Genomic DNA, 26,669 nt, shown 5'->3' on the forward strand with positions numbered 1-26,669 from the left:
CTATAGCAAGCACCAAAATCAGTGCGAAACCATCATGTTATAAAGTCGAGATTATAGCGTAAAGCGTATCTAGGTACTAACCTACAGCAATTACAAACTTAAATGCTTATTCACAGCAGCGGCCAGTTCGTCAGGATTAAACTTAGCGATAAAGTCATTGGCCCCCACTTTTTGAACCATTGCCTGATTGAATACACCACTTAACGAAGTATGCAGTACCACTTTAATATGCTTAAGCTTAGGATCATCTCGGATTTCAGCTGTCAGGGTGTAGCCATCCATTTCAGGCATCTCAATATCAGAGATGATGAGGGGTATCTCATCGGCCACATTATCCATCTCTTTGGCGATCTCTTTAAGCTTGTCTAATGCTTCGCGACCATCTTTTGCGGTATCAATTTGTAAATTCAATGACTCGAGTGAACGAATAATTTGTTTACGCGCCACGGCAGAATCATCAATAACCATAATATGGTAATGCTGAGTTCTGTCGAGGGTCAGTTTTTCATTGGCTTCTTCACTGATAGCCGTTTTAACCGGTGAAATCTCATCTAAGATTTTTTCCACATCGAGAATTTCAACTAATTCACCTTCAATTTCAGTCACCGCTGTCAGATAGGAATAACGGCCAGCACCTTGCGGCGGAGGCATAATCGCTTCCCAATTCATGTTGATGATCCGCTCAACAGAACTGACCAAGAAGCCTTGAACACTACGGTTATATTCAGAAATAATGATGAAACAGTTTTCAGTGCTCGCTAAAGGTTTTCCCCCTGTTGCCGCACTCAAATCAATCACTGAAATGGTTGTTCCACGAATATGAGCAACACCCTTCACATAAGGATTAAGTTTAGGCAAAGTGGTCAGTGGTGGACACTGCAGTACTTCTTTCACCTTAAACACGTTAATCCCAAACCGTTGACGACCGTTTAATTTAAAAAGCAGCAATTCTAAACGGTTTTGTCCAACGAGCTGGGTTCGTTTGTTGACTGAATCAAGAATACTCGACATAACTCTGCCTTGTTGTTCTGTTTATGTTCGGCCCTATAACTCAGTTGAGTATAGGCATATTAATTGCTTACGTCTTATCTATCGATAAACATAGTCGAAACTGAGTCAATCTTCTGACAGTGATGCAAATTATTATTACAGTGGTCAGCTTCGAACTTAATAAAAGTATAGGTGCATTCTGGCGTTACAAGCTAGTCTCTTCATTATGAAAGTAAATTTAGTCTGTTTTTTTAGTCTTTTCACCCTCTTCATGCCCGCTTTTGCGAGTGCAGAGCCTATTGTCCCCACCGTATCGGCAATCTCAGAATTAGCTAAAGCGCTTATTTCAGAAAAAATATCTGTTCCAGAAAATGCCAAAGTAAATATTTCGCCACAGATGGTTGACGCAAGAATGCTGCCGTCACAATGTTCGTCTCCAATGAAAGTTGAACTGGCTAGCGATAGGGAAATTAGCCGTAATAACACCTTAAAAGTCAGCTGTGATACGCAAGACTTAGCTTACCCTTGGCAAATCTATATCTCGGTTCGGGTGGATATCTTATTCCCCGTTGTTGTCTCAACCGAAATCTTAGCACCAGGCGAACTCATCTCTCCTAGTCAAGTAGAAGTCCGTTACATTGAACAAAATAGCTTGAGAGGTGCCGAATTCGATGACCCGAGTAAATTGGCTGGCGTGCGAGTAAAACGACGAGTAGCAAAAGATAATCCCATATTAAGCAACAACTTATGCTTCGTTTGTAAAAATGATTCGGTATCTATCTACGTTCGTTCTGGCTCATTCGAGCTCAAAACAGTGGGCGAAGCCCTACAAGATGGCAATAAAGGTGATCGGATCAGAGTCAAAAATAGCAGTTCAAACAAAGAACTAGATGCTATAGTCACAGGCATTGGCGAAGTTGAAGTAAGAATGTAAAATAATCTAAAGCTTTTTTGTAAGCTGCCGATACCCCAGTTAAGAAATCCCGTACACACGACGCTGGAGCCTAAAATGGCAATTGATATTAGCAAACTCAACACTGCAACGACTGCGCAAGTTCGTTCAGGCGCAACGAAAACGAGCAGCGATCAATCTGCTCAAGTTGCTACAAAATCGACAACACCACAGAGAAGCGATTCAGTGGTCATTACGGCCCAGGCACAACAACTTCAAGGAGCTCAGACTAAAATGGCTAGCCTTCCTGAAGTTGATCAAAAGAAAGTAGCCGAAATCAAACAAGCTATTGCCGAAGGTCGCTATAAAATTGACCCTGAAAAGTTGGCTGCCAATATTGCAAGTTTTGAAGCCGAACTTAATGACTTAAATAAAGAGTAACTATGACTGAAATAGCTAAACTGGTAGATCTACAACACGCCCATTTGGCTGTTCTTAAGCAAATCATACTCAAGGAAAAAGGCGCTTTGGTTGACCAAAACGCCGATTTACTGCTTTCCCTTGCTAACGAAAAATCGCAATGTCTGAAAGAACTAAAGACTAATGATGATATTCTAGCAAAACACAGTGATAAATCGCTACTCACTCAGCAAGTCGAACTCGTACATAAAATGGCCGAGATCAAAGACGCATTGACTGAATGCAAAGAATTAAACGAACAAAATGCCAGTTTAATTGAGATGAATTTAGCGAGTTTAAATCGCTTTGCTCAAGCTTTACAAGCCAGCAGAAACGCCTCCAGCCTCACCTATAACGATAAAGGCAAGACCTCGACTATCTCAAGTTTAGGCAATGATTTAAAGGCCTAACAAGCGCATCACTCCCACTTAGCATTCCCTTTTCTAAGCTCTGATTAGATATTAATGTCTTGTACAAAAAGAAAAGCCGCGTAAATACGCGGCTCAATACATGCTGTTGAACATACTCTCAAAAACGCTAGAAATACGTCACTTCCTTCACTCGTTGTGGACGGCTCTGTTGTTGATAAAGCGCCCAAACCTGTGAAAAATCAAGTTCTAACTCAGTGACATAATGCTCGCCTGCTGGATAACTCTTAACGACTCGTGCGCCGCGGATCACGCCAGAAACTGACGCTTTGACATTATCGTCCGTCAACATCCAATCACTGACACTGCTGTTTGCCGTTATTTTCTGCCCATAAACTTGTTCCGCTAATTCACGATAAGCCACAATTTTTGATGCCTGCATAGCCATCAACACTCTTTGTGATTGCTCTTTAGCCGGTTGAGTCGCTAAGGGCGCATATCCTATAGCCGTTAACTTAGGAAAACTCGGCGGCGGCACATCTTCCCATTGCACATATCTATCTTTAGCAGCGCAGCCAGTTAGCATTAGCGCCACAATAACTAAAAGGTAGCGTTTCATTTTCCATCTCCTAAAACACGCACTTCATTCATACCTGGACTCGCCTGACGATATAAGATGCCATTTTGTGACACAATTTGCTCCGAAGGTTGCATGTAGTTTGCCAACTCTTTTTGAGTCACAAAAGTTTGAGATGCCGATACCACGCGATTGTTACTAATGTTCACAATCCGAGTATTGATCGCCATACCATTGGTTACTACGCTCATAGTCGAAACGACAAGATGTTCAACAGGAAGATCTTTCGACAATTTTTGCCAATCTCTCGTCAAAATAAAATCCCCGTCAGATGTGACTCTCAAGCCATCAGCTAAGTTTAAATCCACCACATTAAACTGAAAGCTATGGAGCGACGTCATTAATCCTTGCTGTAACTGTTGCGCTAACGCATTAGTGCCATTCAAATCGCCCACTAATACTGGTGTTGCAACTACGATAGGTTGATCAGAACGCAAAGCATCATTTTGCTTAACGAGCTCAGTCACTATTCGCTGTGCTAAATGGTTAATCACTGCCGTTGGCGGCAACCCATTGCCATCCACTAAACTCGGTTTGGGCGGCGTAACCGGTTTAGCTACACATCCACCTAACATTATCAATGTTAAGGGAATAATCACACGCTTTAGCATTGGATTTACCTCATCTATGGGTGCATTGGCAGTCAAGTGACTCACTTTCTAAGCTTCAAATTTTTAATGAGTAACAAAAACCAGCAATCTTCGGACCAATATTAACCTCAGTCCGACAATATTCTTCTATTACGCAGTATATCGACTGTAACAATGGAAACTTTATCAAAAGTTCTCATACTCAGGCACGAAATTTGCTTTATTGCCATATTAGATTAAGAGTCAGAAAACTGGCTCGATTGGTAATATCGCCATTAGCTTAGCGATAAGGATTGAATTGATGCACATACCAGGTTCAGCTTCGCTCATCATTTTGAGCCTTTTACTACTTTCTTTGCCCACCAGAGCCGAATGGATAGAAGCCAGCGGAGAAGCAACTATTATCAATGGTAATACAGCTCAAGCAAGAGAAGACGCGATTAATCAAGCTGTTAGCTATGCGACATTAAGCACAGGTATTCAAATATCCAGCGAGCAACAAACCTCTAATGGTAACCTCACACAAAATAACTTTGCGATAAATCGCAACGCCCAAGCCATAAACATCCAACTCGTTAGTGAACAAATTCAGGGAAATAAAATATATGTATCCCTACGCCTCGATCTAAATGATGATCCAACACAACAGTGTCCTAATGGCCAATTAAAGGCCGCTATTTTAATACCTCAAACACAAATAAAAGATCGTTCTCAGCTTAGATATGGACAACTTTCAGGCTTTGAAGAGGTCATTTCAGAGGCGTTAGGGAACACTATAGAAGATTACTCTTCAACTGGCTTTAGTCACATCCATGCTAACGAGCGACTCGATATTGAACAAGACCTAGTGGATATTCGCGGTTATCGACTCCCAAGCTGGCTCAGTGAAATTACCGACAGCCAATATATTCTTCAACCGCAGATCATTGATATATCGATAGAGCCAGTACAACCCACCTTCTTAGGATTTTGGGATGAAGCTCCGCTAAGGCAATTTCAATTCAAACTCAGCCTCTATCATGGGATCAGTGGCGAAGAGGTCTGGAGCAAAAGCTACAGCACATCGGCCCCATGGGAATTTGAAGAACAGGCTATCATTGCTCCCAACAGTAATAGATTCTGGCGTTCCTCCTATGGAAAAAGTATTACTCAATTAATATTGCAAGCTACCCGAGATTTAGACAGCACACTTAATTGCAGGCCATTACTTGGCCAAGTCGTTAGCCGACAAGCTGACAGGATTATATTAAATCTAGGCCGTAAACATGGCATTCGTGTCGGTGATAAATTCCAAGTAGTATTACAACAAAACTTACCCGATAGACTCAATGAAATGCGCGCCGTCGCGACCAAAAGCCGTGCTACGGTAAAAATTGAGCAAGTAAGCGAAGAAAGCGCCACCGCAGTACTTGTAGACCAAAATGCCGCCTACAATGTACAGATAAACGACATAGCGCTTAAGATTTAAGCAACTAAATCTTAAGCCTTTTAATCAAAGATAAAACCAGTATAATCACTGTCGTCTCTTCATAGCTCAACAGGATAGAGCAGCCGCCTCCTAAGCGGCCGATCGGGGTTCGAGTCCCTGTGGAGAGACCAGATAGTGACCTTGGTGATATCAAACTCACAGAAATCTTCCGGAGAAACGGAATGACCGAGCTATTTGCGTCTAATCTCAATATTATCGTTAAGCGTTGGCCTATAGTAGCCGCTGCGGTCAAAAGCCAGACCATCAATGAATTAGATGCCCACCTTGTCAACGGTCGCAATCAAACTATCAGTGTCAGTGGTATTCAGCTCAGTAGTCGTCATGACCGCATCGCCGAAGCACGGCTCTTTATCAGTACATTACTTGCAGATGCAACTCACGTAACCGTCTACGGTGTCGGGATGGGAGATGTACCAAGTTTACTTATCGATAATCCACAGTATCTTTCAATTGATGTTTGCATTTTAAACCTCAGCGTTTTTGCCCTCCTCATTAGTTACACAGATCAAAGCGAATGGTTAAAGCATCCAAACATTAATTTAACGGCGCTTCCAAGCACAAAGTTAAATTTTCCTAATATTGCAATTACGCCAGATCTCACTCTTGTCAGTGATGAAAATGCGACTCTTAGAGACTTATTAGTCATGGAGCTCAATCGTGAGTTCTCTAATCAACGACATCAGTCTGATGATCCTGCAATATTAAAACGCTTCGAGGATAACCAACTTTATATTACTCACGATCCTGATGCTGCGAGCTTAATAAATAGTCATAGTAGCTATAAAGCTATCGTGATTGGCTCGGGTCCTTCTTTAGAAGAGCATTATGATTATCTGCAACAAATTAGTTCAAGTTCCCATAGGCCACTAATCATAGCGGCCGATACTGCATTACGTGGTTTACTTCACAATAATATAAAACCAGATATTGTGATCTGCATTGACGGATTGATAGGTGAATACCATTTACCGCTAGCCTCGACTCATAACATCAATCTTGTTTATTTTCCCCGGGTTGATCCAATGGTACTTAATGCTTGGTTAGGCCAAAGATTTATTGCCTATGGAGGCAGTAAAATATACGACCAGCTCGCTTCTCGATATCCCAAACTAAGACTGTTCACGAGTGGAAGCGTCATTCATCCGGCAATTGATTTAGCGATCAAATTAAAGGCAAAAGAAATTACCCTATTAGGATGTGATTTTTGTTATTGCAATAACAAGAGTCATGCGTTCTGGAATGATCACAAATTTGGTCAAAACGATATAAAAGAACAAATATGGGTTAATGCGGTTATTCAGAAAGTGAAGGAAGCTAAACACTGGTTGATCAATGGCAAAGGCCAGCGGATAGCGACGGATCTAAACCTAAGAGCATATCTCAGACACTTGGAACGCTACATCGCTAAGCATCCAGAAGTAAAGTTTTACCAAGCGAGTTTATCAGGCGCTAAAATTCGCGGTTCTCAGTATAAGGACCTCATATTATGAGCTTAAGTCTACAAGATTCACTGCGGCAAACGGCAGGTTTATTTAGACTCGGTCAAGAAGCAAAGGCTTCAGTAGAGTTACGGTTATGTCTTGATAAAATAGAAAAAAACTACCCAGAACTTGTCCTTAATTCGACTTTTCAGCAAATATTGCCTGCTATGCTTCAGGCACAAGAGCAACACGATTGGTTAAGCCTTGCCGATTATTTAGAGTATGAACTAATAGAACTAGTCTGATAAAGCAAGAGCAACAGGGCATCAAGCTTCCCAGAGACTTGCCGTTAATAGACTATACCGAGCCATTTGCGAGTAACTATGACTATACATTCACCTATTTTTATCGCTGAAGTCTCCAGCAACCATCATAGAGACTTACAGCGCTGCATTGAGTTTATCAAAACTGCTGCAGACATTGGTTGCGATGCCGTAAAGTTTCAGCTTTTCCAAATAGAGCAACTTTTCGCTCCCGAGATTCTGGCTAAAAGTGAAACACATCGAAAACGCAAAGATTGGGAGCTCCCAGTCAGTTTTTTGCCTGAATTAAAACAAAGTTGTGATAAATATGGCATTCAGTTTTCTTGTACACCATTCTACTTAGATGCAGTGGCAGAACTTGAACCCTATGTCAATTTTTATAAGATTGCCTCCTACGAATTGTTATGGACGGATCTACTAGTAGCCTGTGCAAAAACGGGATTACCTGTTGTTCTTTCAACTGGCATGGCTACTTTAGAAGAGATAGATCAAGCGGTACTCACGCTAAAAGAAAATGGCGCGAAAGACATCACCTTGCTTCATTGTGTATCGGCATACCCAACTCCTGAGAATGAATGTAATCTTGCGGTATTAGAAAGCTTTAGAAACCGCTATCAAGTTAACGTTGGCTGGTCTGATCATACTGTCTCTAGTGCGGTACTTAACCGAGCTGTACACAAATGGCGAGCCGATGTCATAGAGTTTCATTTAGATTTAGATGAAAAAGGCGATGAATATGCTTCAGGACATTGTTGGCTGCCACAACAGATAGCACCCGTAATCCAAGGTATAAAATTAGCCAATGTGATTGATGGCAAACCAGAAAAACAATTTGTTGCGAGTGAAGCCTCAGATAGAGAATGGCGAGCGGATCCCCTTGATGGATTACGTCCATTGCGGCATCAAAGAGAGAAATTTGGAGTATCAGAATAATGAGTTTGTCCCCCATCACAGTGGCAGCAGATGCTGTTATCGAATTTTTGGCACATCAGGGTATTTATGCACTCCATAACTATCCTGGAGGAACAATCGCTCCCCTCCTCGATGCATGCAAACGATTTGGTGTTGCCGTTTATACATCTCGTAATGAGCAAGGAGCAGGTTACGCAGCTTTAGCTCAGGGGAAATTAACGCAGTTACCCGGTATTGTTGCAGTGACATCGGGGCCAGGCGTAACTAATGTGCTAACCCCTGTCGCTGATGCCTATTTTGATGGCATACCTATGCTGGTGTTCACCGGACAAGTCGGTACGGGAGATCTCACCGGAAGCAAGTCTGTTCGTCAATCAGGATTCCAAGAGGTCGATACCCCAGCCCTAATGAAGCCGATCACTAAAGCACAGTTTCAACCCCAAAATATTGTGGAATTATACGAAATCCTTCCACAGGCATGGACTCTGGCTTTAGAAGGCAGAAAAGGCCCCGTTTCCATTGATTTACCAATGGATGTGCAACGCACCGCAGTTACAGAGCCAATCAAGCTGATTACAGCTGCATTAGCGAAAACCAATACAGCAGAACTTGATGTATTTGTTGATACCCTAATTGAAGCAATGAATACTTCGCAAAGGCCAGTCATTATTTGCGGTAATGGCATGACGACTCCTGCATTAGTAGAAGCATTGCATAAACTGAGAATCCATTGGCCAGCTGCTGTCAGTCATAGTCTTTTGGGTATCGGAGTTCTACCCACTGATGATAATGGCTGTTTAGGCTTTCATGGTCATACCGGTAGCCAAATTGCAGGTAAAGCCATTGCAGAATCCGATTTATTACTGGTTTTAGGATCTCGATTGGATGTCCGCCAAACGGGTACGCTTAAAGCGGATTTTGCAGCAAATGCAAAAATTTTCAGAGTTGATATTGATGAAGGTGAATTAGCCCACAGCCGCATTGCACACCATGCAGCAGTTCATTCTGGACTTACTGAGTTTTTCGATACTTTATTAAAGAATCAACACAAATTATCAGTTCCAGAACTTTCTGAATGGAATAACACTATCACGCAATGGCGTGACCAATTTAGTTGGCCATATCCAGAATATCCAGGTATTGCACCAGATAAACTACTCAAAAAACTCAGTGACAAGTTACCCGAAAGTACTTTAGTCACAACTGGAGTAGGTGCACACCAACACTGGGTTGCTAGACACTTCAGATTTGCACTACCGCAGCGCAAGCTTTTGACATCTGCTGGACATGGCACTATGGGGTATGACCTCCCTACAGCTATCGGTGCAGCTATTCACGCTCCTGAGTCTACAATTCTCTGCATTGCTGGGGATGGTTCGTTTCAGATGAATATCCAAGAGTTAGACGTCATCAGTGAATTAGGACTTAATATTAAAATTCTTGTTGTCGATAACCATAGATTAGGACTTGTTTCCCAGTTTCAACTGATGAATTGGGAAACCGATACTGCATGCGGCAATAAACATTCGCCCAATTTTGCCCTCATAGCCCAAGGTTACGGTATTCAAGCTATCCATTGCTCCGAAGAAGCTGAACTAGAACAAGCGCTCACCGCATTTATCGAAGCCAAAGGGGCGGTTTTACTCCATGTAGAGATAAATCCTCAACACGATATTTTACCTATGCTACTTGGTGGACAAGCCACAGATAAGATGTGGCCATATTTTGATGCTCAAGGCAAGCCAAGGGGCCAGAACCATGACTAAGCTCGTGCTCATAACAGGTGGGAGTCGTGGTATCGGTGCTGAATTAGCGCGTAGTTTTGCCGCCAATGATTATTTAGTCGCAATGACCTATTGCCATAATGCAAATGCAGCAACTGAATTAGCAGAGGAGCTAGGTCCAAATGTGTATGCATTTTATCTAGATCAGTCTATTCCTGACAGTATAAGTACCTGTGTTAACGCAATTGAACATCATTTTTCGCGTACTATTGATATTCTTATAAATAATGGGGCTATTGCGCAGGAAAAGCCTTACTTAGAAATCACAGCTAACGATTTTGAAGTGATGCTCAATACTAATTTACGTGGACCATTTCTGCTAACTCAAGCCTGTATTCCAGCAATGCAAGCAAATACATGGGGAAAGATCATCAACATTAGTTCTATTGGCGGACAATGGGGAGGATTTAACCAAGTTCATTATGCTGCGGCAAAAGCCGGTTTACTCAACTTAACTAAGTCTATTGCTAAAATATATTCCGCCGACGGCATAAATTGTAATGCTATATCAATCGGCCTAGTTGAAACAGAAATGACACGTAATGAGTTAGCATCTGAACTGGGTAAACAAAAAGTGGCAGCAATTCCGGCTAAACGACTGGGCCATACTAGCGATATAAACGCTATCGCATTATTTCTTGCTTCCGATGACAGCAGTTATCTTTGCGGGCAAACGCTCAATGCTAATGGCGGCATGTATTTTAGCTAGTTGATATTAGGATAGACGATGATCAGAAACTGTTTTTTATGCGGCGCTGATACAGAAAACATTTTCAGCTCAGATTGGGTATTACCAGGCCTTGGAACAACAAAAATCGGTTTTTCTATTTGTCCAGATTGCGGATCGGTTAGCCAGAGTCCATCGGTTTCTTTTGACGAAATGATGACCTTTTATAGTTCAATAGCGGTATACACCAATCCAGGTCGTAAAGAACGCCCAAGTGAGTCGAAAATCAGAGATGTTGATGAACAGATCCGCTTTATAAAACGAGGCATCGGTGAATTGCCAAAATCAGCAATGCAAATTGGCAGCTCAGACGGCTACACTTTGTCGCAATTTAGAGATGCTGGTGTAACGCGAGTTTTGGGCGTAGAACCTGGGACTGCCTCTGTTTCACTTGCAAATCGACTTTACAATATTGACTGTATTCATGGTAGTGCTGAAAGTTTTGAAACAGAAGAATCTTTCGAGCTGATTATCCTTACCCATGTACTCGAGCACCTTTACCATCCACAGAACACATTGAAGAAATGCCGTAAAATTCAGGACTCTGAGGGCGAAAAATTTATCTACGTTGAAGTACCTCTAATGGCTAATCACACGAGCCTGTGCCCAGGATTTTTTTCCTTTGAACACATCAATTATTACACTAAAGAAAACCTAATACAGAGCCTACGGCTAGCTGGATACTCACCAATCTCCGTTGTGGAGCATTTTAATAGTAACTTGTCACCTATCATTGGAGTACTCGCCAGTACAAAAGAGCAACATCACTATGTTGATTTCCATGCAGATGTTGAAGTTAATCGTCAACGGCTCATTAACTACCGTCAAAAAGAAGTCAACTATTGGCAAGGCTGCTTAGACAAAGTGCTGGACAAATTGCAGCAATGCAAACGCATATTTCTTTGGGGCGCAGGGATCCACACCTGTCAACTGGTAGCCAATACTAACCTACTCCAACATTGTCAAATCGACGGTCTGACAGATACTTCATCCCTAAAATGGGGGATCAAACAAGGTGAGTGGATCTGCCAAGACCCTGTAAATATCAATTGGCAAGAAGGGGACACTGTTTTGATTTCCTCCTATGCATCAGAAAAGGAAATTTTTAATGCCTTGTCGTGGCTTAGGGATAAAGGTGTCGAAACCTTAAAGCTGCATAGCATTGACAATAAAGAGCACGCTAATGCCAAATAAAGATAAACACTTGCTTATCATAGGGGCAGGCATTGAAGCCTGTGAAGGCATAAAAATTGCCAAAACTATGGGTCTTAAGCTCATTATTGCCGACGGTAATCCGGCTGCACCAGGTTTAGCCATGGCAGATTGGGCCATTATTGCAAGCACCTATGATGGAAATGCCATACTGACTAAGACTCTGGCACTGATAACTTCTGGTGTTCGAGTAGATGGCGTTATAGCTATGTGTGCCGATGTACCGTTAAGCGTAGCAACCGTCTGTAATGCTCTAGGACTAGCAGGATTATCACTCGAGTCCGCATTCTGGGTCTCGGACAAGCTCGCGATGAAACAACAACTACAAAAAATGGGCATCCCTATTCCTCGTTTTTGCGCAGTGGTAAATAAAGCCACACTTCATGTATGCGCCAATGAGATTGGCTTCCCTTTGGTGATCAAACCCGTAGACAGTCGAGGCGCTCGAGGAGTGCAACTCATTGAGCAGACATCACAACTTGATGCAGCATGGACACTCGCCCATCATGAATCACCAACTGGCCGTGTGATGCTTGAAGAATATCTCGAAGGTCCTCAATTTAGTACCGAAACCCTAGTCGACAATAGCCAATGTTATACCTTAGGCTTTGCCGACCGTAACTATGAGTGGCTTGAACGCACTAAGCCATTCATCATAGAAAATGGTGGCGATGCTCCAACAGCATCAAATGAAAGTGTTCGCTCTGCAGTCATTTCATGTGTCGAGCAAGCAGCGTTAGCCTTGGGGATCTGTTCCGGAGTCGCAAAAGGCGACATGGTATTTACCGATACTGGTCCTAAGGTGATCGAGATAGCTGGTCGCCTCTCAGGTGGCTATTTTTCAACCACTCAAATTCCACTAGCGTGTGGGGTAAACTTTGTCGAAAAAGCCATCAAACTCGCTCTTGGACAAAGTCTATCGGTTGAAGAAGTCACACCATCTAAACAACAGGCGGTAGCCATACGTTATTTGGATCTTCCTGAAGGTAAAGTCAAATCTATTTTCAATCATGATGTTGCTTCTAAAGCACCTGGAGTTCAGTTACTCAAAATATTCATTACTCCGGGTTCCATCATAGCTCCGCTGTCAAATCATACTCAACGAAGCGGTTTTGTCATTACCACAGCAACCAGCAAGCATGAGGCCATTGAGCTAGCTCAAGCTGCACTATCACTTGTCAAAGTGACGTATGAATAGGATATCGGCATGACGCCAGTAAAAATTTACGCTATTTTTCATATGAATCTGGCATTCTCATCCATAGAGAAAGAATCACATCTTGAAGTAGTACAGCGATGCTATTGGCCTTTGCTGCAACTGATCGAAAATGGGATTCCGCTCGGATTGGAGATGACAGCATACACGCTTGAAGCAATTCAATCTGTAGACCCCGATTGGATTAAGTGCTTCAAAACGTTACTGAATGAAAATCGTTGTGAACTTATTGCGAGTGGCGACAGCCAGATCATAGGCCCACTAGTACCTGCCGATGTTAATCGTCATAATCTTCGACTTGGGCAAGTATCCTACAACCGTATTCTAGGTTACAAACCAACAATCGCTTATCTTAATGAACAAGCTGTTTCTGCAGGGCTACTGGATATTTACCTTGAAGTTGGCTTTGATGCTGTTGTTGTGGAATGGGATAACCCCTATTCGCATAATCCTAATTGGCATACTGATTTATTGAAACGTCCCCAGTCCCTAGTTACCGCATTAGGTAACGAAATTAAGGTTATCTGGAACCATGCAATCGCCTTCCAAAAGTTTCAGCGCTATGTACATGGGGAATTATTACTCGAAGACTATCTGCAATACCTCAATAAAGTTATACAACCTGGATGCCTTGCTTTTCCTCTCTATGGCAGTGATGCGGAAGTGTTCGATTACCGCCCAGGACGTTACAACACAGAAGCAGTTCAAGCAGATAAAGAGTGGCAACGAATTGACCTACTATTTAAAACATTAAATAGCGATGCAAGATTTTTATGGAGCCCTCCATGTGACGTAATGACATTATGGCGTCCATCTCCAGCGTTAACACTGACGAATGCCGAACATCCCGTCTCAGTAAAGAAACAAGCAAAATATAACATTAATCGTTGGGCATTAAGTGGGCGCAATGACTTACAACTCAACAGTGAATGTTTTGCTGACTTCCAAAAACTGAATAAAGACACAGCAACCGATCATCAATGGCGGCAGTTGTGCCGACGATGGGCCAGCGATCTGCGAACTCATTTAACCCAAAAACGATTTGAGGCGTTGGCAGTTCAAAAGCCAATATTTAAACCATCGACTTTAATCAGCCAAAATACACAGCAGACAAATATCATCCCAGATAATGTCCAAATTGAATTTGACGAAGCAAGACGAAAACTCAGCATACAAACACCAGAAATCCATCTAATACTCAACGCAAACAGAGGATTGTGCATAGAAAAGTTGAGTTTTATATCACAGGGATTCACACCCATTTTAGGCACACTCTCACATGGCTACTTTGACCACATCAGCTATGGCGTTGATTTTTTTAGTAACCACTTATTAATGGAAAGATTCAGACATAGAGACAGAGTTACGGACCTCAATAAAGTTGAGTATCAGATTTTAAATACTGCCAATGACTTACTTATACTCAGTCATCAATCATTACGCTCAGGTGGATTAAGCAAATGGTATAGATTAAGTGGCGAAAACCTAACCTGTGGTTTCACTTTTGATAACCATACTCGGCCTGAAGCATCACTGCGGCTTGGGTATGTCACATTACTCGATTGCAGCCAAAGAAACTGGTACCAAACTCACTTAGGTAGCGATACCTTGGAAACCTTTCAGGCCAAAAATGATTTTAATCATGGTAATCCAGTATCATCAATTGTCTCTGCTACCAGTGCACTTGGCGCTACGGCTGGAGAAGTGCGTTTCGGTTCAGGGCCTTCTGGCGTAAAACTTAAATGGGATCCCGCACACTGTGCAGCATTACCTATGATTTCTAGCCAAAAAATTAATGACAACTACCTTAATAGGTTATGGTTTTCACTCATTGAAGCCGATGAAACGCTTAAGGAAGATGGTTACTTGCCAAGTTTTGAATACAGTATAAGTCCATGTTCACTCCAATGTGAGACCCACAAATGAAGACCATTGCCATAGTTGGTGCTCGATTAAATTCTAGCCGTCTACCAGGAAAGCATCTGTTGCACCTAGCCGGTAAGCCTATGATTGAGCGGCTATGGTGTAGGTTAACCCGCTGCAAGGAAATCGATGACATCATACTTGCTACCACGGCAGATGATTACAACCGCCCACTGGTGAATTGGTCGCAAGATCAAAATGTAAACTGTTTTACTTTCGAAGGTGATGTCAATGATCTCATGGGGCGCTTAGATGCAGTCATAAATACATTTCAACCTCAATATATTGTCTACATCTGCGGCGATTGCCCCCTAGTCGATCCAGATTTTATCGATCATGCGATCAAAGAATTAAAACGCCATCCAATCAAAGACAGTATTGTTCTTACTGAGGGAATAATGAGTATTCACGAAGGTATGGCATTTTACAGCTTCACGGGCTGGAAGAAACTGTTAGTGGCGAGTCAAAGTGACATGTCTCGTGAACATGTTGGTTATGCTGATAAACTGATACCCGTATTAGAAAAACTCAACATCACCGACAGTGATGATTTTTCAGCGATAAAACATAGGATCTCAGTCGATACCCATGCCGACTACCTTTTCATGGAGAAAATATACCAGCGTTGGTTCCAAGAGAATACTAGCGATTCTATTGTGAACTTGAAATGGGTTCAGTCGCAGCTTCTGGCGGATCCTGAACTTCGAGCTCTGAATAATCACGTACAACAAAAACGTCCAGATACGCACTATAAAAAGGCACATATACTCTGTCATGCAGGGAAAGATATCGGTATGGGACATCTCAAAAGAAGTGCTTTTATCGCTAACTTACTGCAAGAACATTTATCGTTAGGAGTCACTCTACATATAGTTGGTGACAAACGCACCGACTTACCTTGGCTGCAAAGTACTGCAATATGGTACAAAAACGAACAATCGGCGCTTTCCCAAATGCTGGAAAATAGCACCGCACTCTGGATAGTAGACATTCATCCACATTACATAGACAAGGTTCTTTTAAATTCAGCCCTTACCAAGGCAAAATCAGCAAACACTAAACTGCTAGCCATCGACAAAACCGATGCTGATATCAATTTCTTAGTGGATGCCATATTTGTACCTGCATTTTTTTGTCAGTCAGCTTCAGATAAAACAACATACGGCTGGTCGCATTACCTGTTCACACCGCAGAAAATAGTGCCCAAGGAAAAGCGGGTCCTGATCACCACTGGCGGCAGCGATGCATTGCAATATGGCTCTTGGTTACCGGCAATAATAGAAACACAGGTCCCAACCACTTATAAAATAACTTGGGTACAGGGGCCCTATGCAGACAACCCGAAACTACCTAACCAAGAAAGATGGGCTCATGTCATTAACCCTGAAAACTTACCCGAGCTAATGTCAAAGTCAGAAATTGTTATTTGCTGCTATGGCATTTCTCTGTTTGAGGCGATTGCATCTGGATCACTCACACTGCTACTCCCAACCGACTCACTCTGCGAGCCACAAGAACTTGATGCGCTAGAGAAAGCAGAATGTTGTCTCATTAGTCGCTCACGAGAAACCATAACCCAAGGTATTCAAGCGCTATTTACATCGGAAAGCCAAATGTTTCGAGAGCGATGTCTAAATAATGCTGACCAGCACTCCCTTGAAATAGAGGGGGGAAACAAGTTGTGTCAGTTAGTTAGCCGTTTAATCGAGGATGCTCATGTCAAGCTGTGATGGATATATTCTCAGCGTTGGAGCTGGGCAGAATCAAGTTCCTCTGATCCTAAAAATTAAAGAAATGGGCTGGAAAGTCGTATCTTGTGATGCCAATGCTCAAGCGCCAGGAAAGATGATTTCGGATCTGTTTATCAATGTCAGTACCTATGACGCGACACCGATCATTGACGCCATTATTGCAGAAAATATCAAATTAATCGCAGTGCTAACGAGATCAACAGGCAAGCCAGTGGTTAGCTGCGCAATGATTGCTAAATATTTTAAACTCCCTGGACTAGATATAGACAATAGTGAAATTTTCACCCACAAACAAAAATTATTACACGCGCTCAGACTACATGATATTGCTGCACCAAGAATATTCGATATTCATAATCCTATCGATTACCCTGTCTTTGTAAAACCTGCCAATACTGTAAAATCTCACGCAGCAATGAGTTTATGTAATTCAAGCATAGACTTAGAGCAAGCTTACTCAAATGCGGTATCAGTATCCTTAGATGGCTCGGTAAATATTGAAGAGTACTTGCTTGGTCAGGACATTGTCTCAATAGACTTCGTTTATAACAGTCAGATATTGCACCTATGTACCATAGGCGAAATATCAAACGGACCGCCTAGCTTTGACGGCATAGGTTGGTATACCGTCTCACAAAACTTAAACGAAGTGGCACAAAGCCAGTTTTCATGTATGAGAAATGCTTTGGCAATTCAACATGGTTTTTTTCAAACGGCAATGAAATTCAATCCGATTGACGAACAATGTAAAATCTATGAAGTTCATGCGGAAATTGGTGGCGACAAAGTCAATGACATCTTCATTCCAATGATGAGCAATGGCTATGATGTATTTGAAAACAACATTCATCTCGCTCTCGGAAAATCCCCAGAGTCGATAAAACAAACAGTTCCCATGCTACTGCTATTTAAGCAAAAACTTGAACAATACAACATCAAATTACCAGATTCGGGATACCAAGAATGTGCAGAGATCGACGGCTGCTTGATACTCTCATTCACGTATCAATGGCAATTAAATGCATTTTTATCAAACACAACAGGAAGAGCATTCTCATTTAATACAGGAGCTAAAGAATGAGCTGGGAAACACATTATCGGGAAGTCAGAGCAAAAAAACCTTTGGTTTGGCCGGATATTAATGTCATAAGACAGGTTTCTAGACTGGACCTAAAACCAGATGCACGACTTTTAGATCTTGGATGTGGCGAAGGACGTAACATCAGAGCATTGTTGGAGCTGGGATTTCGGCAAGTATATGGCGCCGATCAAAGTGCGGCAGCACTTGAAATAGTTAAATCTCGCTATCAATTACCGCAACAACAACTTTTATGTGGTTCGGTACCGGATGTGTTAACCCCCTTCTCGGCCCAACACTTTGATATGATTCTTTGTTGGGGGCTGATGCATTATTTGAAGCAACCTGAATTTACTCTACAAGCAATTAGCCATGTTCTTAAGCCTGGTGCAAGTCTAATCATTTCTTTCAATGCAAAAGAAGAGTGCAGAAAAACTGTTGATACAGTGAAGAGCTATTACGATGATAATGAGATACGTCAGTTAATTGAGCGTGCAGGATTAACCATTCAATCAATCGGGAAAGTCACTGATGAAAACTTTACTGATGGCAGAATCGAGTCTTATTACTGGTTAACTGCACGTAAATAAAAACTATCATTGCTTTGATAACTGAAGCTTGAGTTGGGTTATCACTAAGTTCAGTTCATCGAGTTCTAGTCCAGGGTATAAGGGCAAGCTCAAAATCTGCTCATAAAAGTGCTCCGCAGATGGAAAATCTCCTCGTTGGAAACCTTTTTGAAGATAAAATAGCTGAAGGTGTACAGGAAAATAGTGCACATGTACTTGTATACCTGCAGCTCGCATATCATTGAATATCTGCTTTCTTGCAGAGGTATCATGTAGGCGGATAATTTGTAGATGTCTAGCACTTTGAGTATTAGGTAAAGGCTCTACCCAACTAAAAGGTAGGCCTATGAGTTGTTTACGATACAGGGCTGTTAATTCATTTCTTTTTAACACAAAGGCATCGAGTCGCTTCATTTGCGACACGCCGAGCGCTGCCTGTAACTCGGTCATGCGATAGTTAAACCCCAACTCATGCTGTTCATAATACCAGTCACCTTCATCCGGCCTAAGCATAACAGTATGATCTCTAACAATCCCATGGCTACGAAGTTGAACCATACGTTTAGCTAAGTCAGATTGTTGAGTAGTCACAACTCCTCCCTCTGCACTCGTGATTATTTTTACCGGATGAAAACTAAATACACAAATATCGGAATACTGACATGCGCCTATCTTCTGGTCTTGATAGCTTCCTCCTATAGCATGGGAAGCATCCTCTAAAACACTCACAGCATACTGCTTAGCTAAATCGCCAATTGCTTGCATATCGCAGCTATGGCCTGCTAAATGAACAGGAATAATAACTTTAGGCAAACGCTCAGCATTACGTAATTTATTGGCAAGGGCTACAGGACACATGTTACCTGTTTCTGAGTCAACATCGACGAAGTCAATTTCAGCACCGCAATACAAAGCGCAATTTGCCGATGCTACAAAGGTAATCGGTGATGTCCATACTAGATCTCCAGGACCAACACCCAAGGCAAGACAAGCAATATGTAAAGCAGAAGTTGCACTATTAACGACAACAGAGAATGCGGCTCCCGTGTAATCACAAATGGCCTTTTCAAACTCAGGAACTTTAGGACCTTGAGTTAAAAAATCGGATTGTAATACTTCAACAACGGCAGCAATATCATCGGCAACAATATCATGCCTTCCATATGGAATCATGAACATGACTCCTCATCTAGTTTTAATATTTCTTCGACTGTTAAAAAATGAACATTACTACCAGAGTTATATTCGAAGCCAGAATTAACTAAAGTGCCAACTTCATTTAAAGCATTAACTGTAAAATCACTTTCACGACCAAAAAATTTAATTGATGGTGTGATAACAAAATGATCATAGAATTCTATCGTATGATGAGAATCATCACCTGGACACATAACTTCATGCATTTTTTCACCAGGACGAATACCTATGATCTCATGTGGTAATCCATTACCATAAGCATCCGCTAAATCGGAAATTCGTATTGAAGGGATCTTAGGTACAAAAATTTCTCCACCTTGCATTCTAGAGAAATTTTTAAGAACAAAATCAACACCATCTTGGAGTGTAATCCAAAAGCGAGTCATATCGGGATGGGTAATAGGAAGAGATGAAGCACCATTAGCAATCAACTGCTTAAAATAAGGAACGACGGAACCACGAGAACCTACGACATTTCCATATCTGACGGCAGCAAAGCGTGTTTTCCCAGGACCTACGATGTTATTGGCTGCAACAAATAACTTATCAGAAGCCAACTTTGTCGCACCATAAAGATTAATTGGACTCGCAGCTTTATCTGTCGATAAGGCGATCACCTTTTTTACTTTATTGGCAATAGCTGCCTTAATAACATTCTCTGCACCATAAATGTTTGTCTTGATACATTCCATAGGATTATACTCTGCAGCAGGTACCTGTTTTAATGCTGCTGCATGGATAACATAATCGACATCTTGCAATGCTTGCATTAAGCGGTCGGCATCACGCACATCTCCAATGAAATAACGCATACAGGGAGCATTAAATATCTGCTGCATTTCAAACTGCTTCAATTCATCTCTGGAAAAAATGATCAACCGTTTGGGCTTATACCTTTCTAAAATTGTTTTTGTGTATTTCTGCCCAAATGACCCAGTGCCACCTGTAATTAAAATTGTTTTGTTATCAAACATAGGGCCTCCCCAGTGGCTCAATTTAGCTTTCCATCTTGATAATGTAACCGTAGCAACCTATACAATTGACGATTTACTGCTAAAGCAATTAAATCAAAGCAAAAAACAAGCCAACATGGCATAAAATCATTACTAGAACGTAGTTTACTCACCTATAAAGCTCTATTAGTATAGGTAGTTACTCGTAAAATTTACATGATTTTATAGGCTAATTTCGACTTTATTGCATCAAGTCAGCCCTTTCTAACTAGTCAATCAACACCTGAGGGCTAAATGTCAATATAAACTGTCAAAAAAATAACATGGCGCATTTATTGCTGTTTTCTACCTGAGCAATTTTTTGCCTTGGCATATAAGATAAGAGCTCGTATTGACTTACTTGCCGACCAATAGGAATGTATAACTAATGAACAAAATATTGAATAGTTTCGCAATAAGTCGATTTAATGAATACTATTTACCTAGCATAAATCGCCATACTTTTGAAAATCTTGACTCAAAAACAATTTATAACAATAAGTTTAAAAAGGCATTTTCGATTAAAGATAAGCTTAATATTATTATTGGAATGGACTCAGGACTGCTAGCAAGTTATGCATTAGAACAGGAAATCGCTTTAGGGTCTAAATTTATATTTATCGAATTGGATGAAGTGCTACCATTATTAATTATAGATATCCCGTCAACTAAGCAAAAAAACTTTAAGATAGTAAATGAAACTGATTTTCTAGAGCAGTTAGAACAAGAGGATATAAAAATATATCTCGCTAAAGGAGAGTATGAGATTTATGCTTCTCTTGGTGTCACATCCCAACACCTAGAATCCTATAACTCACTATTTAGCAGAATAGAAAACAAAGTCCAAGATGAATATTTTAATCATAGGATTTTATTCACCCAAAAAATATTCTTTCAGACTCAACTAGAGAATATCCCAGACAATCACACACCTGCAAAGCTTCTTAGAAACAAATTTGAAGGGAAGACTTGCTTGGTTGTTGCTGGCGGCCCCTCACTTGATGAGCATATTGATTGGATAATAAAGAACAGTGACAATCTTTTCATTATTGCAGTGTCGCGTATTGCAGGTAAGCTAGCTAAACACTCTATTTCAGTTGATATTATCACTTGCGTTGATCCACAAGAGTTTAGCTTTGATGTTAGTCGAGAAATTTTTGCATTAAGTGAAAACACACTTCTAGTAAACTCTTACCACGTTAGTCCAAAAGTACTTTCACAATGGCAAGGACAAAGTATATATCTAGGTCAACGATATCCATGGAGTGGCAAAAAGGATCACGACAACATCATTACTGTCGGGCCGACAGTTACTAATAGTTCGATTCGCCTAGCTGTTGAGATGGGGTTCAAAAAAATACTATTAAGTGGTGTTGATTATTGTTACTCAAGATCTGGATACACTCATGCAAACGGAACAGTTGAAGCTAATCTAGGCCCTAATTTAGGACATAATAATAAATGGGTCGAAACCTATGCAGGCTACCAAGCTGAAACTCCAATACAGCTTGTCCATGCGATGGAGTCACTAGCATCTGAGGCTAAAAAATATCCTAATGTTGACTTTATAAATTTGTCAAAAAATGCTGCAAAAATCGAAGGCATTTCTCATATTTCTACTAAAAATATTATTCTTGATGAACTTGGTAGTAAAATAATTTCTTGCCTAGAAAAGTGCGACACCAAAAATAAAAAAATTGACTTAGAACAAACATTAGATGAATGTAAAAAAGCTAAAGACGATCTCACCAAGCTACTAAAGCTAACAAAGAAAGCGTTAGCACTATCTAAAAAACTCAATTTAAACTCATTGAACTCTGATGTCATACTTGATGAAGTCAATAAGATTGAAAAAAGTATAAACTCAAAGTACCCAGAGCTAACAAGATTAATTAAAACCTATGGATATCTTGAGTTTTCAAAGTTTCTAACTACAAGAGAAACAGAAAATTGGACTCAATCACACATTAATAAAATGACTATAAATTACTATGATGCATTTAATACGACCTGCCATAACATTCTTAAACTAGTAATAAAATCTTACAAAAAAATAGTTTTTAGAATATTAGAAATTGATTCTAGCTCATTAGCTCCACTCGCCCCTGTCTGGCTAGAAAATCATCAACCTGGTAGAGTTTTCTTATGGTGCAAAAACCATAAAGTTGCATTATCTGACTCGCATGAAAATTTTATTTTTTCACAATTAAAAGATAAATTTGAAGAAGATATCACTCAAGTACGAAAAGCTTATATCGATACGCTAAATAAAGCCTCTGGAATGGAACGCGTCTATAAAAAAATTATGGGACTAAACTCGAATGAAAATAGTTATGGATTATCACTTACAGTCCAAAACTTATTCCCCTTAATTGAATCTGACAATGAAGCTAAAAGGCTGTATCACCTCGCCTTATCATTCCAACTCAGCCTTGAACAACAGCCACAACAGGCATTAGATGCTTTACTTGCTCTGCCTGAAGAACTTTGTACTGAGATGGAGTTAAAGCATATTATTTTACTGGCGCTCAAACTAAGTAACCTTGAGCTTGCAACAGCAACTCTAGTCAAAATTTTGGCTTATAGTGATGAGTACATGCCTCAGTATGCGCATATTTTAAAACTCCAAGGCAAGATTCAAGACTCAGTTAATGTCTACCTAGATTACTTAGAGAAGTATCCATCGGATACACAAACATGGATAAAACTTGGATTATTCATGTTTGAAATCAATCAAGTAGAAGCTTCGCACACTGCATTTTCTAATGCAATTAATGCCGATCCCGATAATCAAGTGGCACGTGATTACTTATCTGAACTCACAAGACTAATGAACGTCTCACAATAACAGGCTCAAGATCACCGAACTCGCATATTCGTGTTCGGTGATTTCACTATTACCTCGCTAGACCGTATAATTAGCCTCGTTTCAGCATTGCTCATCTGCATATCCTAGGAGATTTTGTTTGGCTCATACCTATATACCTTTAGAAACTTACCGCCGTAAGTGGATTTTCAACCACAAAGACTTGCCTGTCACCGACGAGGACAAGGCGCATATCCTGCCGTTAACAGATAAAAGTGCGATGGAAATCTGGAATCAATGGATCAGCAACAAGAGTAGTCGTGCGGAGCAATTTACTAAGGGAGATTGGGCGGCGAAGGCTGATGCTTGGGTGGAAACAGATCATTGGCAGAGCGCTTGGGATAGTGAAGATAGCAGTTTACCCACCATGTTAGCTGAGTTTATACAATGGCCCGATGAGACGCCGGTGTATTTTTGCTATGAAAAATATCAGATTATTGAAACTCGTTGGGATGTGTTCGTCCGCAATTGGAAGTGTTTTCTTTTCTTTGACGACGGTCCCATTTTGATCTCGCCAAAACAGAAACAAGCGGTGATGTTCGAACAGAGTGGTCAGTACAAGCTAGGCACTCGCGGATAATTTACACAGGTTGCTTAACGCTGATGATTTCCCCATCGATAGTTTTACGCCAACACGTTTACGCCGATAATTTAGCGCGATGAGTCATCTTGTTGGCATGCTCATATTTAATGATGAGTATGCCATATTTAACCATGTTTGAATGATGCGTAAGCACAATTAGCCTATCACTCCCCTCTTCTTTAGATTAACATCCATTTTCGGTGCCGAGTATTTGAGAAGTTGGGGTCAACTTTTTGCTGTAAATACTCATGAAAATCCGCTTAAAACCCAATAATTAAAATAGAAAAATGAGGTGTATTATGAAGTTACTCTCCACTCTGACCCTAGCAAGCGCGCTGTTATTACCCCACACATTAATGGCAAAAGAAGTCTCAGGAGTGCAAGTCGCCGAGACAGTGACATTAGATAGCCAAACATTACACCTCAATGGCGCGGGCGTTCGCAGTAAGTTCTTTATGGATTTATATGTAGGCAGTTTGTATTTGCCAGCAGCATTGAGTAGCACTGCAGCGGTTATTGATGCACCAGTTGCAGCGATACGCCTTAACATTACCTCTGGCATGATCACCTCAGAAAAAATGCGCGATGCGATCACTGAAGGTTTTGAGCAAGCGACTGCAGAAAACACCGCCGATATTCAACCGCAAATAGATACCTTTATGGCGCTGTTTAAGGAAGAAATTAAAGAAGGTGACCAATTTACCTTAGTCGCCAATAAAGCCCGTGGCGTGACAGCCTATAAAAATGGTCAGGAACAAGCCACCATCGAAGGTGAAATGTTCCGTCAAGCACTGTTAAAAATTTGGCTAGGTGATAAGCCTGCCCAGAAAAGCCTCAAAGAGGCCATGCTGGACAAATAACTAACATTAACGTTAGAATTTGAATTCGATATCCAAGGCCGCTGCGCCTTGGTTATCCATTTCAAGCGCGGCTTGATTTGTCACTTCTAACTCACCATCAAAGTAATAACCAGCATAGAGATTTACGGTTAAAGCAGGCGTTGCTCGCCAACCGCCACGCAGATAGCTCACCCATTCGTTCGTTTCTACAGCAATATCATCATCCTCAATAAGGAATCGCTCAGTACGACGTGAACTACCCAAACCAATATTCCAATCAGGATTGAATTGATAACTGAGCTCTAGTCCTGCTGGACCACTAAAACCGGCTTGGAATGGATTAGCCAGTGTCCAATGTTCATCTATCTGCCAACGCATGGCAAGATAAGGCACAGTGCGAACTTCATCGATATCATTAAGATACGCGACCCCAAAGCCAATCATGTTTCCCGAATCAAATGCATACATGGCCGATGCCACAATACCGTAACTCTGAGCTTGGCTAGCCGATGCAGTATCGGCGTAGGCATATTGGATCTGCGGCGCTAAAAAGAAGGCCCAATGTTTATCCATGCGATAATTTAACGACACTCCGGCACGGTAACGATTAATATGATTCCAATTCTGTCCGTCGGTGCCAAACAGCGGTGCGACATTGTTTGCGCCAGTAAGCGTGATGTTACGCCAGTCATAATCAAGTCGGTCATAGCCCACACGAAAGCCTAGCGACCATTGCTTATCCAGTGATACATTCATCCCAGCATTCAGTAATAAGCTGTCCCTTTGTAGCTCAGTATTGCCATTAGCTACCTCGGCGCTTTGGGTGCTGATCTGCGTGACACTTAATCTAAAAGGTTTGTATTCCTGCGAAGGTTTATCCGCTGCAATAGCGGCACAGCTCATTAACGGTAACAATAACAAACTGCCTTTCAGCAACCGCTGTTTTACGCTTAATGGTGCGAGTTTTCGATTAGCCACGCTAGCTCCTTGCATTTAAAATAATGGATAAATTTTTGTGCATAATACGCGCTATTGAATAAAAAGGTTCACACTTTCAAAATGAAGATACAAACTAATACCTTTGAAACAAACAAGCCTTTACTCTACCCGATGCGCCCTCAAGAACATGTCAGCACAACCCAATATATAATGATTCCTGTCGTCAAAAAGCTCATCGGCCGCTAACCCCAATTCTAATTTAAGTTTTAGCTCACCAAACAGCATTAAACATAAACGCACTGCACTATGGTGAGCATTACCAAATCGATATTGCCCTAACGCTTCTACAGCGACTAAATAATCCGCCAATAAGCCCACTATGTGTTTAGGGCCCGCGTCAAAGAACAATCGCGACACTTCAGGATGACTTTCGGATTGCGCCACACAGGCTTTGAATACGGTAATAGCTTCAGGACTGACGATCATTTCCCCAAATTGCAAAGCAAATTGGGTTAATGCCGATTCCGGCTTAGTGGGATCACTTAACAAATCATCATTAAGATTATGGCCAACACACTTAGATTCAATTGCCGCAACAAATAATTCATCTTTGCTGCCGTAATGGGAATATACGGTTTGTTTCGACACGCCCGCAAGCTTTGCAACCTCATCCATACTGGTATGAGGGAAACCTTGACGACAAAACAAATCAATAGCAGCCACAAGGACTTGCTGACGTTTTTGTTCACTACGGCTCAAAGGTAATTGCGTCTCAGAGGAATGCGTCATATCAACTCTCAAATAGATAGACATAATTAATTGGCATTAGTTAAGCACAAAATAGACTAGACAGTCTAGTTTCGTACAACTAGACTGGAAAGTCTAGTTACATAGTATTAACGTTTAACTTAC

At 41.3% G+C, this 26,669-nt stretch carries 25 protein-coding genes and 1 tRNA gene; 19 read left to right on the forward strand and 7 right to left on the reverse strand.

What is annotated here, in order from left to right; genetic code table 11:
- Nucleotides 1–90: 90 nt before the first annotated feature.
- Nucleotides 91–1,011, reverse strand: coding sequence for a chemotaxis protein CheV (locus tag KO533_RS06910; protein ID WP_028761211.1), 921 nt, complete (start codon nt 1,009–1,011; stop codon nt 91–93).
- 205 nt (nt 1,012–1,216) lie between these two features.
- Between KO533_RS06910 and flgA the strand changes: the two genes are divergently transcribed.
- From flgA to KO533_RS06925, 3 genes are all read left to right on the forward strand, one after another.
- On the forward strand, nt 1,217–1,924 hold the full coding sequence (flgA, locus tag KO533_RS06915) for a flagellar basal body P-ring formation chaperone FlgA (RefSeq protein WP_028761212.1): 708 nt from the start codon (nt 1,217–1,219) through the stop codon (nt 1,922–1,924).
- Nucleotides 1,925–1,999: 75 nt separating this feature from the next.
- Nucleotides 2,000–2,323 carry a flagellar biosynthesis anti-sigma factor FlgM gene (flgM, locus tag KO533_RS06920; RefSeq protein ID WP_107948432.1) on the forward strand — a complete coding sequence of 108 codons (324 nt, stop codon included), beginning with the start codon at nt 2,000–2,002 and terminating at the stop codon, nt 2,321–2,323.
- A 2-nt stretch (nt 2,324–2,325) separates the two neighbouring features.
- Nucleotides 2,326–2,751, forward strand: a complete 426-nt coding sequence (locus tag KO533_RS06925; RefSeq protein WP_131523073.1) for a flagellar protein FlgN — start codon at nt 2,326–2,328, stop codon at nt 2,749–2,751.
- A gap of 127 nt (nt 2,752–2,878) precedes the next feature.
- On the opposite strand, the gene KO533_RS06930 is transcribed toward KO533_RS06925, so the two are convergent.
- Together KO533_RS06930 and KO533_RS06935 are read right to left on the reverse strand one after the other, a co-directional pair.
- On the reverse strand, nt 2,879–3,328 hold the full coding sequence (locus KO533_RS06930) for an LPP20 family lipoprotein (RefSeq protein ID WP_219253411.1): 450 nt from the start codon (nt 3,326–3,328) through the stop codon (nt 2,879–2,881).
- On the reverse strand, nt 3,325–3,957 hold the full coding sequence (locus KO533_RS06935; protein ID WP_028761216.1) for a FlgO family outer membrane protein: 633 nt from the start codon (nt 3,955–3,957) through the stop codon (nt 3,325–3,327). The genes KO533_RS06930 and KO533_RS06935 overlap by 4 nt, the downstream gene beginning before the upstream one ends.
- 280 nt (nt 3,958–4,237) lie before the next feature.
- On the opposite strand from KO533_RS06935, the gene KO533_RS06940 reads away from it, so the two are divergent.
- From KO533_RS06940 to KO533_RS07000, 13 genes are all read left to right on the forward strand, one after another.
- Nucleotides 4,238–5,404 (forward strand): flagellar assembly protein FlgT, encoded by a 1,167-nt coding sequence (locus tag KO533_RS06940; RefSeq protein WP_219253413.1) that lies wholly within the window; start codon nt 4,238–4,240, stop codon nt 5,402–5,404.
- Between the two features lie 55 nt (nt 5,405–5,459).
- A tRNA-Arg gene (locus KO533_RS06945) sits at nt 5,460–5,535 on the forward strand.
- A gap of 51 nt (nt 5,536–5,586) precedes the next feature.
- The gene (locus KO533_RS06950) at nt 5,587–6,915 is read left to right on the forward strand and encodes a 6-hydroxymethylpterin diphosphokinase MptE-like protein (protein ID WP_219253415.1); all 1,329 of its coding nucleotides are present in this window, start codon (nt 5,587–5,589) and stop codon (nt 6,913–6,915) included.
- The gene (locus KO533_RS06955) at nt 6,912–7,151 is read left to right on the forward strand and encodes a hypothetical protein (RefSeq protein WP_219253418.1); all 240 of its coding nucleotides are present in this window, start codon (nt 6,912–6,914) and stop codon (nt 7,149–7,151) included. The genes KO533_RS06950 and KO533_RS06955 overlap by 4 nt, the downstream gene beginning before the upstream one ends.
- A gap of 78 nt (nt 7,152–7,229) precedes the next feature.
- Nucleotides 7,230–8,102 (forward strand): N-acetylneuraminate synthase family protein, encoded by an 873-nt coding sequence (locus KO533_RS06960; protein WP_219253420.1) that lies wholly within the window; start codon nt 7,230–7,232, stop codon nt 8,100–8,102.
- Nucleotides 8,102–9,847: a thiamine pyrophosphate-binding protein gene (locus tag KO533_RS06965; RefSeq protein WP_219253422.1), complete on the forward strand. Its 1,746-nt coding sequence runs from the start codon at nt 8,102–8,104 to the stop codon at nt 9,845–9,847. The genes KO533_RS06960 and KO533_RS06965 overlap by 1 nt, the downstream gene beginning before the upstream one ends.
- A complete protein-coding gene (locus KO533_RS06970; RefSeq protein ID WP_219253424.1) occupies nt 9,840–10,574 on the forward strand; it encodes an SDR family oxidoreductase in 735 nt (244 codons plus the stop codon). The genes KO533_RS06965 and KO533_RS06970 overlap by 8 nt, the downstream gene beginning before the upstream one ends.
- A gap of 18 nt (nt 10,575–10,592) precedes the next feature.
- Nucleotides 10,593–11,786, forward strand: coding sequence for a methyltransferase domain-containing protein (locus tag KO533_RS06975; protein ID WP_219253425.1), 1,194 nt, complete (start codon nt 10,593–10,595; stop codon nt 11,784–11,786).
- Nucleotides 11,776–13,002: an ATP-grasp domain-containing protein gene (locus KO533_RS06980; protein WP_105251917.1), complete on the forward strand. Its 1,227-nt coding sequence runs from the start codon at nt 11,776–11,778 to the stop codon at nt 13,000–13,002. Before KO533_RS06975 ends, KO533_RS06980 begins: the two co-directional genes overlap by 11 nt.
- Before the next feature lie 9 nt (nt 13,003–13,011).
- Entirely contained in the window at nt 13,012–14,946 is a 1,935-nt protein-coding gene (locus KO533_RS06985) for a glycoside hydrolase (protein ID WP_105251916.1), read from the forward strand.
- Nucleotides 14,943–16,673 carry an NTP transferase domain-containing protein gene (locus KO533_RS06990; RefSeq protein ID WP_219253427.1) on the forward strand — a complete coding sequence of 577 codons (1,731 nt, stop codon included), beginning with the start codon at nt 14,943–14,945 and terminating at the stop codon, nt 16,671–16,673. Before KO533_RS06985 ends, KO533_RS06990 begins: the two co-directional genes overlap by 4 nt.
- A complete protein-coding gene (locus KO533_RS06995) occupies nt 16,660–17,775 on the forward strand; it encodes a hypothetical protein (RefSeq protein WP_105251914.1) in 1,116 nt (371 codons plus the stop codon). The genes KO533_RS06990 and KO533_RS06995 overlap by 14 nt, the downstream gene beginning before the upstream one ends.
- Nucleotides 17,772–18,362, forward strand: a complete 591-nt coding sequence (locus tag KO533_RS07000) for a class I SAM-dependent methyltransferase (RefSeq protein WP_105251913.1) — start codon at nt 17,772–17,774, stop codon at nt 18,360–18,362. Before KO533_RS06995 ends, KO533_RS07000 begins: the two co-directional genes overlap by 4 nt.
- Nucleotides 18,363–18,368: 6 nt before the next feature.
- On the opposite strand, the gene pseC is transcribed toward KO533_RS07000, so the two are convergent.
- Nucleotides 18,369–19,514 (reverse strand): UDP-4-amino-4,6-dideoxy-N-acetyl-beta-L-altrosamine transaminase, encoded by a 1,146-nt coding sequence (pseC, locus tag KO533_RS07005; protein ID WP_219253429.1) that lies wholly within the window; start codon nt 19,512–19,514, stop codon nt 18,369–18,371.
- Nucleotides 19,511–20,512, reverse strand: coding sequence for a UDP-N-acetylglucosamine 4,6-dehydratase (inverting) (gene pseB, locus KO533_RS07010; RefSeq protein ID WP_219253431.1), 1,002 nt, complete (start codon nt 20,510–20,512; stop codon nt 19,511–19,513). Before pseB ends, pseC begins: the two co-directional genes overlap by 4 nt.
- 406 nt (nt 20,513–20,918) lie before the next feature.
- On the opposite strand from pseB, the gene KO533_RS07015 reads away from it, so the two are divergent.
- The 3 genes from KO533_RS07015 to KO533_RS07025 all read left to right on the forward strand — a co-directional run bounded on the left by KO533_RS07015 (nt 20,919) and on the right by KO533_RS07025 (nt 24,839).
- Nucleotides 20,919–23,378, forward strand: a complete 2,460-nt coding sequence (locus tag KO533_RS07015) for a 6-hydroxymethylpterin diphosphokinase MptE-like protein (protein ID WP_219253433.1) — start codon at nt 20,919–20,921, stop codon at nt 23,376–23,378.
- A 118-nt stretch (nt 23,379–23,496) separates the two neighbouring features.
- On the forward strand, nt 23,497–23,976 hold the full coding sequence (locus tag KO533_RS07020; protein WP_028761235.1) for a DUF2947 domain-containing protein: 480 nt from the start codon (nt 23,497–23,499) through the stop codon (nt 23,974–23,976).
- Nucleotides 23,977–24,278: 302 nt separating this feature from the next.
- Nucleotides 24,279–24,839 carry a chalcone isomerase family protein gene (locus KO533_RS07025; protein WP_219253436.1) on the forward strand — a complete coding sequence of 187 codons (561 nt, stop codon included), beginning with the start codon at nt 24,279–24,281 and terminating at the stop codon, nt 24,837–24,839.
- Nucleotides 24,840–24,851: 12 nt separating this feature from the next.
- Here KO533_RS07025 and KO533_RS07030 read toward each other — a convergent pair whose 3' ends face one another.
- Both KO533_RS07030 and KO533_RS07035 read right to left on the reverse strand, forming a co-directional pair.
- Nucleotides 24,852–25,796: a DUF6268 family outer membrane beta-barrel protein gene (locus tag KO533_RS07030; protein ID WP_131523684.1), complete on the reverse strand. Its 945-nt coding sequence runs from the start codon at nt 25,794–25,796 to the stop codon at nt 24,852–24,854.
- Between the two features lie 120 nt (nt 25,797–25,916).
- Nucleotides 25,917–26,546 (reverse strand): TetR/AcrR family transcriptional regulator, encoded by a 630-nt coding sequence (locus KO533_RS07035; RefSeq protein ID WP_131523683.1) that lies wholly within the window; start codon nt 26,544–26,546, stop codon nt 25,917–25,919.
- Nucleotides 26,547–26,669 lie beyond the last annotated feature (123 nt).

This window comes from Shewanella sp. NKUCC05_KAH (assembly GCF_019345585.1).
In the GTDB taxonomy this organism is placed as follows: Bacteria; Pseudomonadota; Gammaproteobacteria; order Enterobacterales; family Shewanellaceae; genus Shewanella; species Shewanella oncorhynchi.